Genomic DNA, 10,384 nt, shown 5'->3' on the forward strand with positions numbered 1-10,384 from the left:
GGGGTTGCCAACACGCGGTGCCGCCGCTCCGACTGCGGAAACGTCGAGCGGTGCGCCGTTGTCGGCGTCGATGGCCGAGAGTTGCTTGCCCAAGCCGTCCATCCGCGAGGCGAGCTCGCCGTATTGCTGCTCGATCGCGGCGTGCGCGGGCGGCTGTGCGTGTGCGAAGTGCTTGGTGCCGGACGTGAATGCGCCGGGCACGAGGATGACGCTCTCGATGCCGAAGGGCCGCACCTCCATGCCCATGATTTCCGCCAGGGCGTCTCCCGCCACCTTGCTGGCGATGTAGGGTCCGAGGAAAGGTTCATGGATGCGCGAGGTCGTGCTGCCCACGTACATCAGCACGCCGTGCCCCTGGCGCCGCATCACGGGCAGTGCGGCCCTGTTGACACGCAGCCACGAGAGCGCGTTGGTGTCGATGATGCGGGCGACCTGGTCGACGGAAAACGCTTCCGTTAGGCCTTGCATCAGCATGCCGGCGTTGTTCACCACGACATCGAGGCGCGCATGGCGGGCGACGATGTGGTCAACCGCGGCGCGGCATCCCACCTCCGAGAGGACATCGAGCGCCAGCACCTCCAGGGCGATGTCCTCCTGCATGGCGACTTGCGCCAGTTCGTCGGCGCGGTCGCGATTCTTTTCGCGCACCTCGCGCATGCTGGCGACGACCTGATGTCCGTCGCGCGCCAACGCGAGGGCGATGGCGCGCCCGATGCCGGAGCCGGCACCGGTCACGAGCACGGTCTGAGGATCTGGCGTCATGACCTGGTAGCTTTCATCATTGCCCGACGCGCACGATCACCTTGCCGCGGGCGTGCCCGGTGGCCAGCCGCTCGAGGGCGGATCGCGCTTCGTCGAGCTTGAAGATCGTGTCGGTCACGATCTGGAGGCGGCCCTGCGCGAACATCCGGAAGGCCTCGGGAAGGAAGCGCACGGCATCCGCGAAGAAGACGGATGTGCCGGCGTGGCCATCGCGGGCGGCGATGCCGAACTCCACGGTGGTGGCAATGCGCCCGCCCCGGCCCAGGACCGACCACGACTTCTCCAGGGTGTCGGCGCCGATGGTGTCGAGCACGAGGTCGATGTCGCGCAGTTGGGAGAAGTCCTGCGTGCGGTAGTCGATGACCTGGTCGGCGCCCAGGCTGCGAACCAGTTCGTGATTGCGCACGGACCCAGTGGCGATCACGCGGGCGCCGGCCGCGTGCGCCAACTGGACGGCCATGCTGCCGACGCCGCCGGCCGCAGCGTGGATGAGCACCGTTTCGCCTTGCTTGAGCGCGCCTATGTCAAACAGCGCCTGACTCGCCGTGCCGAACGCGGTAGGAAGCGCTGCGCCCTGCTCGAAGCTCATTGCCTCGGGCATCACGAGGACGCTGCCGGCGTTGATCACGACCTGCTTGGCCAAGGCCCCGCCGGCGCCCGGCTGCGTGCGACCTACGACCCGGTCACCCGCCTTCAGGTGCGAGGCCTCGGCGCCGACCGATTCGACGACGCCGCTGAAATCGGTGCCCGGCACGTAGGGCAGTTCGATGGGGAACACCTGCTGCATGTAGCCGGCGACGATCTTGAGATCGAGCGGGTTGAGCGCGACGGCTTCGACGCGAACGACGATCTCGTCGGCCTGCGGGATGCGAGGCGTGACCGCGCCGATGGTGACGACTTCGGGGCCGCCGAACGCATGGATGATGGCTGCTTTCATGGCTTGCTTCTTCTCTTGTTCAAGCTTGGGCCGGGAACTGGCCCAGCTGCAGGAAGAGGCCGAACCAGTCTTCCATGTGCCACGTCGTGGTCACGCGGCCATCCATGAGGGTGTGGAACTCGTGCAGGCGAAAGCTCACCTGCTTTCCCGTCGCGGCGATGCCGAAGAGCGGGCCCTTGTGGGTGCCGCTGATCTCAGCGCGGACGCCGATCTTGCCGGGCTCCTGCACCATGTCGTGGATGGTGATCCGCACATCCGGAAAGGCTTCCGCAACGCTGCGGATGATGGTCTTGATGCCTTGCGGTCCGGGCTCCTGGCCCGGTGCCAGGGGGATGTCGTCCCAATCCGGCGCGAGGACGCTGTCGACGAGGTCCAGGTTCTGGTCGGTGAAGGCGCGGTAGAAAGTCTCCACGGCTTCGCGCTCGACGCGCAAGCGGGTGGCAAGTTGTTGATCGATGGATTGCATTCGGGAACTCGATGGTTGGTGTCGGTGAGGTGATTCTGCGAACCGGCCTAAAATCCGTCCAACAAATAATCGATATAGATCAATATCAATATCATGGATTTTCACGGCATCGATCTGAACCTTCTCGTGGCCTTCGACGCGCTCATGGGCGAGCGAAACGTCACGCGCGCGGCCACACGCGTCGGCGTCAGCCAACCGGCCATGAGCGCGGCACTGTCTCGCCTGCGGACGCTGCTGGCAGATCCCTTGTTCCTGCGGGCTGCGGGCGGATTGCTGCCGACCCAGCGTGCGAGGGAACTGGCCGAGCCCTTGTCCCAAGCGCTCGCGCAGATCAAGGCGACCCTCGTCACCGGGGAGCCGTTCGTGCCGGGCAAGGCGTCGCTCGTCTTCAACCTGGGGCTGCAGGACTACCCGACCTTCGTGCTGCTGCCCCCGCTTCTGAAAGCGCTGGCGCGGGAGGCGCCGGGCATCGCGCTGAACGTGCGCGCCTTCAACGATCGCAACCATGCCGTCGATCTCTTGGACGCAGGCGCCATCGATGCGGCCATCGGCGTCGCGCCCACGCAGTCGGACGGACGCATCTCGACGATGCCTTTGCTGAGGGACGAGTTCGTCACCATCGTTGCGCGCGACAACCCGGCCGCCCGCCGCGGAATGACGCTGAAAAGCTTCCTGACGCTGTCGCACGTGCTCGTGTCGCCCGAGGGTGAGCGCCACGGCATCGTCGACCAGGCACTCGCGCAACAGGGCAAGACGCGCACGCTGGGACTGACCATGCCGCAGATGTTCGCCGTGCCAGTGGTTGTAGCGAGCACCCTGATGTCGGCCACGCTGCTGCGCAGATTCGCGCTCTCATCGGAGGCGGCGGACGACCTCGTGCTGTTTCCGCCGCCAGTCGACCTGCCCGAGATCACGTTTCACCTAACATGGCATCGGCGAAACGACGCCAGCCTGGCTCAGACGTGGCTGCGGAATCTCATCGCATCGACCTCTGAGCTGCTGCAGTGAACATGCCTCGAACGATCTGCGCAGGGAAATCCATCCCGGAGATTTGAGTGGAATGTGGCGTCAGCGTGCCCCGAAGAGCGGACGGCCGAGGCCGGGGAGCAACGAAGCGATCCATTGCAAAGCAGTCACCCGTCGCCTGCGGCTGATGTATCTGCGTGGCCGAATTAGGTCATTCGCTCGTTAACAGGGAAACCCGTGGTCCAGCTTCCTCGTGCTCGTGAAGCAACTGAAGTACGACCACCTCAAAAAGAATCGTAGTCCCGCTGACCATGGAGGTCCTCGTTGTCTGGATAGATCAGCAGGGACTCGTCATCCACAACTGCAGCGCCAAGATCGATTAGGTGCGCATTCAGCATCTCGCAAGCGACTTGCAAGCCCCATATTTATGGCGAACACGAGACGGCGAGTTTCAAGTTACTGGGACTGCTACTACCACAGTCACCTCTTAACGCTGCAGTCCTACCCGCCTTCGTAGCACTCGAAGCGATTGAAAAATGGCTGGCGCATCGTAGCCATCTCGTGACGGCATGATGAGTTCGGAATTCGCATGCAGATTTGGTGATGATGGTTGGCTGCTCACGCGCTTGCAGTCCGACGCCGGGGCTAATTCCAGAGGCACCCTCACGATCCTGGCAAGGGAAAGCTATCCCGCTCCCGATTTCGCCTGGCAACGCCCCCCGTCCGCTGAGTACGGGCTCCACGGATACTCGGCGCGCGGCCTGTCACTGCTCCTGGGCCTCAAGCACCAAACTCATTCGGCCGTGATGTTCGCAGTCTTGATTATCTGCGCCCACTTGCGTGTTTCGCTCGCAATGAATGCGCTGAAATCCTCGCTCGTGCCCCCTCGAAGCTGCAGTCCGGCGGCCTCGGCCTTGCGACGGACATCCGCGTCGGTCACCGCGGCATTGATCTCGGCATTCAGCCGTGCAACGACGTTGGCCGGCGTGCCGGCCGGCGCGAGCATGCCGTACCAACCGTAGCCCACCACGGAAGGCAGTCCCTGCTCCCGGATGGTCGGAGCCTGCGGGTAAAGCGGCGTGCGCTCTTCCGTGGCCACGCCTAGAACGCGCAGCTTGCCGGCCTGTATGTGCGGAATGGCGGTCGAGATGGCGGTCAGCGTGGCGTCGATCCGCCCGGCAAGAAGCTCGGTGTAGGCCGCCGCGTCGCCGCGGTACTGCACCACGATGCCCTTCGCGCCGGAGGCGCGCAGCAGCAGCTCGGCCGTCAAGTGCGGCGCGGACCCCGCCCCAGGCGATCCGAAGGTCGCGCCCTTAGGGTCGGCCTTCGCGTGCTTGATGAACTCCGCAAGCGACTTGTACGGCGCGTCGGCATTGACCACCAGGAACAAGGGAGCGATAGCCGTGCTGGCGATCGAGGCGAAGCTCTTGTGCACGTCATACGGCAGGTCCTTGTACAGCGCCTCTCCGATGGCGATCGGTGCCGCCGCATGAAGCAGCGTGTAGCCGTCCGCCGGTGCCTTGGCGACGAAATCGTTGGCGATCCGCGTGCCGGCGCCGGCCTTGTTCTCGACCACGACGCCCTGCCCGAGCCTTCGCGCGAGGAAGTCGCCGAGAACGCGCGTCAGGATGTCGTTCGACCCGCCCGCCCCGTAAGGAGAAATCAGGCGTATCGGCCGCGCCGGCCAAGCCTGCGCGAAGCTCGATGCACTCCAGGGAAGCGCCAGGCCGGCTGCGGCGGTTGCGAGAAGGTGTCGGCGGTTCATCGTCATTTTTTTGTCTCCGTTGATTTTCTGGGCGTCAGAGGCGCTGGATCGGCGGATAGTCGAATCGCAGCGCCAAGTGATCGGCATGCGGTTGATAGAGCCGCAGCACGACATAGAACGATTCGCCCTTCGGCGTGGGAAGCCAGTTGGCCCCGGGTCCCGGATCCACGGCCTGGAGCCTGATGGCAAGGCCGCCGTCGGCGTCGCAGTGCAAGCCCGGCGTGCGGTCGCCGATCGAGTACCGATGGATGGGGTTGTCAACGAAGAGGCAGTCGCTGCGACGGTACATCGTGAGCGACCAGAAAGCGTCCACCTTCAGCCCTTTTCCCGGCGCGAATCGCAGTTCGTAGCGCTGCGATCCATCCAGCGGCGCCCCGCGCGAGTCCACTTCCGCGGTCGGGTACATCGCCTCCTCCACGCCCAACGCACCGATGAAGTTGCGCGCGATGCGGGCGCGCGTCAGGTAATCGTCACCCCAGTTGTCCTTCACCATGACAGGGATGGCCCAGCCGCCGCCCAGATCGTGAGGCTGATTGCTCGTTCGCAGCCGCTCGTAGACGGCCGCAAGCGTCGGTGCGAGATCGTCGGCCGCTGGGGGCCATGTCAGGTTCTCGCTTGGCGCCGGCGGATTGCGTCGCAACACAGCGCTCACGATGCGCAGGTACAGGTCTGCCGACGGGACAACCGCATCACGGCCATCGATCCACGTGTCCACCCGCATCGCTGCATCGGCGCCATCCAGGCGGACGAGACGCATCGAGGATTGCGACGCCCGCACGCGAGCGGCATCTTCGCCATCGTCCTCCACGAGGTGGCGACCGATCACCCAGACGTCGCTTCCCGGCGCGGCTACCGTCGTCGTGATGTCGGCCGGAACGATGCCATGCCAGCCGGGGCGGTGCACCAGCGTGCGCTGAGGTCTGTTGCCTGTCGTGCGGCGCCCGATATAGGCAAACGGGTTGGTCCAAGCGTCAAGCAGCCCCAGCGTCCAGTAGCGATCGCCCATCTCGGGCGTCTCGACGATCACCGGTCCTTCGGACAGATCCAGCCAGGCGTTGCTGTAGACCGTGTCATTGTTCGGACTCACGACCTCCTTGTCTTCGGGACCCAAGCGACGATGCGTATGGGTGAACTGGTTGACCCACCGCGCGTTCGACTTCGGGTCCGCCGCAGCGAATCCGAGCGTGGAATGACGGCGCGCGGTCGTTGCGGCACGCATCCTCATCATCTCGAAAAGCGGCAACGTCTGGATCACCAGGTTCTCGCAGCCTTGTGAGATGGAAAGATTCTTCAGGTTCATGGAATTCATTTCTCGCGTCATGCCACCGCGCCGTTGCGGCGAAGCTCGTCGATCTCGCTCTGCGCGAATCCGAGCTCGGCAAGAAGCCGATCGGTGTCGGCCCCGCAGGAAGGCGCGGCGGCCGGAGTGGCCCGGGGCGCATCGCCCAGCCGGTAGGGCAACGCCAGAGAGGGGTAGCTTTGGCCGTCGGCGCCGATGGCATCGACCAGGATTCCGCTCGCCTTGACGTCCGCGCTTTGAAGCACTTGCCCGTAGCTGCGCACGAACCCGACAACGATCTGGTTGCGGCTCAACAGCGCCACGCACTCCTCGCTTGTGAAGAACGAGAGGCACTCGCGCAGCACGATGCGAAGCTCTGCGCGGTGCTGCACCCGCAGCGCGTTGGTGCGAAACCGTGGGTCCGCGGCGAGCGGCTCGCGCCCCACCACGCGGCAAAACCGCGCCCAGTGCTCCTCTGCATACGCAGACAGCACGATGTGTCCGTCGCGCGTAGGCACCACCTCTGCGGCGGGCGCATTGTTCGGCTGGCCGTCGCCGATGCGCGTCGGCTCGGGTGCGCCCCCCAGGTAGTCGCACCAGGTGGTGGCCTGCAAGTGCATCGCCACCTCGAGCAGCGAGGTGCGCAGCGTCTCGCCCCGGCCCGTCTGCACGCGGCCATAAAGCGCCGCGAGCACCGCCTGGGCGCCCAGGTGCGCAGCGGCCGCGTCGATGATCGGCACCCCCACCTTTTGCGGCAGGCGGTCCCGCTCGCCCGTGACCGACATCAATCCGCTTTCCGCCTGCGCCGCAATGTCGTAGCCGGGGCGTTCGCTCGAAGGCCCCAGATCCCCGAAGCCCGAGATCGACAGGTAGATGACCTTGGGGAAACGCTCTCGCACCGCAGATGGCCCGAGACCCAGCGCCTCCACCGCTCCGGGGCGCAGGTTCTGGATCACGACGTCGCTTTCACCGATCAGGCGCCAGGCGATCTCCAGACCCTCCTTGCGCTTCAAGTCGAGCGCGATCGACTGCTTGCCGCGGCTGTAGGCGCGGATCATCGACTCGCCATAGCGGCCGATGTGCCGGGCCTGGTCCCCCGCCACCGGCTCGATCTTGATCACCTGCGCGCCAAGCTCCGCGAGGACCATGGCCGCGCCGGGTCCGGCGATGTATTGCCCCATGTCGATCACGCGCACATTCTTGAGCGGGGCGGCGGGCCTGGTTGTCTCTCTGGATTCGAATGTCATCTGGGCAACGTTATCGCCTGCCCCGATTCTTGAAAATTCGATAATCGTGAGGGAGTGATCACGATTGGCTATGACCCAGGATTCCCGAATGGACACGAAAACCGACCGGCTCGTCCGCACCCTGCGCCTGAGGCACCTCGAGTTGCTCGTGGCGCTGTGCGAAACACCCACGATGCGCGGCGCCGCGGCACGGCTGCACTTGAGCCAGCCTGCCATCAGCAAGATGCTCGGCGAGCTCGAAGGCTGTTTCGGCGCCAGGCTGTTCGAACGCAGTCATCAGGGCATTCATGCGAATGCGCTGGGTTCGAGTGCCGCATCCAGGGCACGCGCGGTGTTGCACGAATTGTCCCGAGCCACCGAAGACGTCGAGGCCATGCAACGCGGCGTGACTGCGGTTCTGCGCGTCGGCGCGCCGTCGGTCACTGCGACCGTTCCAGCGGCCATCGTCAAGCTGCGGGAGCGGATGCCGGGCGCGGCCGTGCAGTTGCGTGAAGGTCGCGTCCATGAACTCATCCATCGCTTGCTCGACGGGGAACTGGATTGCGTTTTTGGCGCCATCACGCCCGAGCTGATCTCCAGCGACCTCATTCCGTTGCTCGAGCCCGTCTTGCTGCTGAAGGACGAACTCTGCGTTCTCGCTTCGACCGCGAACCGGGGCATCGCCGGACGCAGGTTCAAGTGGGCCGACCTCCAAACCGCGCAATGGGTTCTTCCTCCCAAGGAAACACTGGTCAGACAGGCTTTCATGACCGTCTTTCTGAACAGCGGCGTCACGCCGCCCGTGCCCGTCATCGAAGCGATGTCCTCGGTCACGATCGGCACCGTGCTTCGCCAGGACCCATCGCTGCTGTGCGCCGTACGGCTGGAGCATGCGCTGGACGAAGTCGCCAGGGGTGGCGTGCACCGCCTCAAGATCGGGCTGCGGGTCGACCTGCCGTCGTTCGGTCTGTTCTTTCGACGGGACGGATTGGAAAGACCGCAGATCCTAACGGAGTTCGTGGATGCCATACAGCACGTCAGCGGGACCACTACGCTGAAAAACTATCGACGATTCAGGTGTTGACCGACAGCGTTGGCAGTCGGCACTCATGGGGTGCGGTTGGTGACTCCGGCCGTAAGGCGTGATCACCACAATGGTGAATGATTTCCTATCTGAGTCTCGGAATCGCGAACGCTGCCAAGCGGAACTGGTTTCGCAACCAGCCCCCATTGCTGGGACAGACAATTCTGTCACCTCGCCCACCCGGATACAGGTTGTGGACAGGGTCCATGCAGGACTTGGCTCTGCGCATTCTGCTGCAATGCTCCCCAGTTGGCATTCAACGCCAACTTAGATCTAACCTTCCAGCGCGGCCTCATCGTAGTCCCGACGATTGCCTTCAATTCGCCTCCAGTTTTCGTGGATCCACAACGTGAACCCCTCCAGCGCCGGCAGCATGCTGGCGCCCATGTCCGTCAACTCGTACTCAACCCGTGCAGGCACCTCGGGGTACTGATAGCGGCGCAACAAGCCGTCACGTTCCAGGTTGCGCAGCGTTAGGGTGAGCATGCGCTGAGTGATGCCTTCGATGCCAGCTTTGAGCACCGTAAACCGCAGCCGGTGGCCAGGGGCTACGGCAAGGTGCGAAATAACCAAAATCGTCCACTTGTCGCCCAGCCGCGCCAGCACGCTATGCGGGGCGCAAGGCGTGAACAAGGGACCACTCGGCGTTTTGGTGTAGGGACGGCCGTGCACAAAGGCGCCTTGAGCGTTTTTGGTATTAGTATTTTCTGTTTTCGCCGGTACCATTTTTGTGCCTTAGGTTAACGGTGGTGCCCACCAACGCTTGCAGCTTCGATTCGCTCCAATCGTTGCTCTTTTTGACAAGGGGCAATAGTAATGGGCAATGAAGTTTTGGTTTTCGGTGCCACGGGACAGCAGGGTGGATCGGTGGCGTGGGCGCTACTAAAGGCAGGGTGGCGAGTGCGTGCGCTCGTGCGAAACCCGAATAGCGCCGGGGCGCTGGCCTTGCGCGATGCGGGCGTTACTCTCATTGAGGGCGAATTCGCGGACGATCGTGCCATGCGCCAGGCCATTCATGGCGTGCATGCCGTCTTCAGTGTGCAGCCTAGTTCGGGACAGGGTGCGGTGTTGGGACTAAGCGATGAGGAAGAGGAGCGTTTTGGCATCGCCATTGCCGAGCTTGCCGCGCAAAGTGGCGTGCAGCACCTGGTTTACTCAAGCACAAGCGCGGTGAGCAGCGGGCTCACGGGCATGGGTCATTTCGATAGCAAGCTGCACATCGAAGACCACATCCGAAAGCTGCCCATCAACGCCACCATTCTGAGGCCAGCAGCATTCATGGAAATGCTGCTTATGCCAGGTTTCGGACTGGATCAAGGGCAATTCAATTTTTTCATGCGGCTGGACCAGCCTATGCAGTTCATCGCCGTGCAAGACATCGGTGTGATCGTCGCAGCCGTTCTGGCTGACTCCGCGCGTTTTGGCGGCGCGACATTCGAGATCGCAAGCGCTACTGCCACGGGGGCAGACCTGCAAGCGCTGTTTAGCCAAGCCGCAGGTCGGCACATTGCCTATGCGCGCTTTTCTGACGAAGTCTTGGCGGGGAATGCCTTCCTGCGGCGGCTCACCGAGTTACTGGACGCTGGCCCGTTGGTTGGTCATGCTGATCTGCCAGCCCTGCGGAAGCTGCATCCGGGACTCCAGACCTTTGAATCGTGGCTTCATGGGCAAGGACGAAAGGCGTTTGAGAACGCGCTGGGCGCGGCCGGGGCGTGGGCCTATGGCACTGCCAACAAGGAGTAGCGATTGGCGAAAGTAAGCTCAGATGACTGTGACCTGCCCCCTCCGAGCCGTACCAGCGTAATGGCAGTGAAGTCCGTCAACTTGGAGAATGACGGACATGAGAAAGAGCAGATACACCGAGGAGCAGATCATCGGTTTCATCAAGCAGGCCGAGGC

9 protein-coding genes and 1 pseudogene are annotated in these 10,384 nt (G+C 63.9%); 3 read left to right on the forward strand and 7 right to left on the reverse strand.

Going from position 1 to position 10,384, the window contains the following annotated elements:
- Nucleotides 1–201: 201 nt before the first annotated feature.
- From BM004_RS42225 to BM004_RS36625, 3 genes and pseudogenes are all read right to left on the reverse strand, one after another.
- Nucleotides 202–762: pseudogene (locus tag BM004_RS42225) on the reverse strand (SDR family NAD(P)-dependent oxidoreductase); the annotation flags it as partial.
- Between the two features lie 16 nt (nucleotides 763–778).
- Nucleotides 779–1,699, reverse strand: a complete 921-nt coding sequence (locus tag BM004_RS36620; RefSeq protein WP_093221259.1) for an NADP-dependent oxidoreductase — start codon at nucleotides 1,697–1,699, stop codon at nucleotides 779–781.
- Between the two features lie 19 nt (nucleotides 1,700–1,718).
- Nucleotides 1,719–2,165 (reverse strand): ester cyclase, encoded by a 447-nt coding sequence (locus BM004_RS36625; protein ID WP_093221262.1) that lies wholly within the window; start codon nucleotides 2,163–2,165, stop codon nucleotides 1,719–1,721.
- A 93-nt stretch (nucleotides 2,166–2,258) separates the two neighbouring features.
- Here BM004_RS36625 and BM004_RS36630 point away from each other — a divergent pair, with 93 nt between their 5' ends.
- Nucleotides 2,259–3,173, forward strand: a complete 915-nt coding sequence (locus tag BM004_RS36630) for a LysR family transcriptional regulator (protein ID WP_093221264.1) — start codon at nucleotides 2,259–2,261, stop codon at nucleotides 3,171–3,173.
- A gap of 751 nt (nucleotides 3,174–3,924) precedes the next feature.
- On the opposite strand, the gene BM004_RS36635 is transcribed toward BM004_RS36630, so the two are convergent.
- From BM004_RS36635 to BM004_RS36645, 3 genes are read right to left on the reverse strand one after another with little or no spacing between them, the layout of a single operon-like run.
- On the reverse strand, nucleotides 3,925–4,902 hold the full coding sequence (locus BM004_RS36635) for a Bug family tripartite tricarboxylate transporter substrate binding protein (RefSeq protein ID WP_093221267.1): 978 nt from the start codon (nucleotides 4,900–4,902) through the stop codon (nucleotides 3,925–3,927).
- Between the two features lie 28 nt (nucleotides 4,903–4,930).
- Nucleotides 4,931–6,196, reverse strand: a complete 1,266-nt coding sequence (locus tag BM004_RS36640; RefSeq protein ID WP_093221302.1) for a DUF1254 domain-containing protein — start codon at nucleotides 6,194–6,196, stop codon at nucleotides 4,931–4,933.
- 17 nt (nucleotides 6,197–6,213) lie between these two features.
- Nucleotides 6,214–7,422, reverse strand: coding sequence for a CoA transferase (locus BM004_RS36645; RefSeq protein WP_093221271.1), 1,209 nt, complete (start codon nucleotides 7,420–7,422; stop codon nucleotides 6,214–6,216).
- An 88-nt stretch (nucleotides 7,423–7,510) separates the two neighbouring features.
- Between BM004_RS36645 and BM004_RS36650 the strand changes: the two genes are divergently transcribed.
- The gene (locus tag BM004_RS36650) at nucleotides 7,511–8,485 is read left to right on the forward strand and encodes a LysR family transcriptional regulator (RefSeq protein ID WP_093221303.1); all 975 of its coding nucleotides are present in this window, start codon (nucleotides 7,511–7,513) and stop codon (nucleotides 8,483–8,485) included.
- Nucleotides 8,486–8,758: 273 nt separating this feature from the next.
- Here BM004_RS36650 and BM004_RS36655 read toward each other — a convergent pair whose 3' ends face one another.
- Complete coding sequence (locus BM004_RS36655; protein ID WP_093221274.1) at nucleotides 8,759–9,211, reverse strand: winged helix-turn-helix transcriptional regulator; 453 nt, start codon at nucleotides 9,209–9,211, stop codon at nucleotides 8,759–8,761.
- Between the two features lie 90 nt (nucleotides 9,212–9,301).
- On the opposite strand from BM004_RS36655, the gene BM004_RS36660 reads away from it, so the two are divergent.
- Nucleotides 9,302–10,228 carry an NmrA/HSCARG family protein gene (locus tag BM004_RS36660; RefSeq protein ID WP_093221278.1) on the forward strand — a complete coding sequence of 309 codons (927 nt, stop codon included), beginning with the start codon at nucleotides 9,302–9,304 and terminating at the stop codon, nucleotides 10,226–10,228.
- The last annotated feature ends 156 nt before the right edge of the window (nucleotides 10,229–10,384 follow it).

Origin of the sequence: Variovorax sp. OK212, assembly GCF_900112425.1 — a bacterium.
In the GTDB taxonomy this organism is placed as follows: Bacteria; Pseudomonadota; Gammaproteobacteria; order Burkholderiales; family Burkholderiaceae_C; genus Variovorax.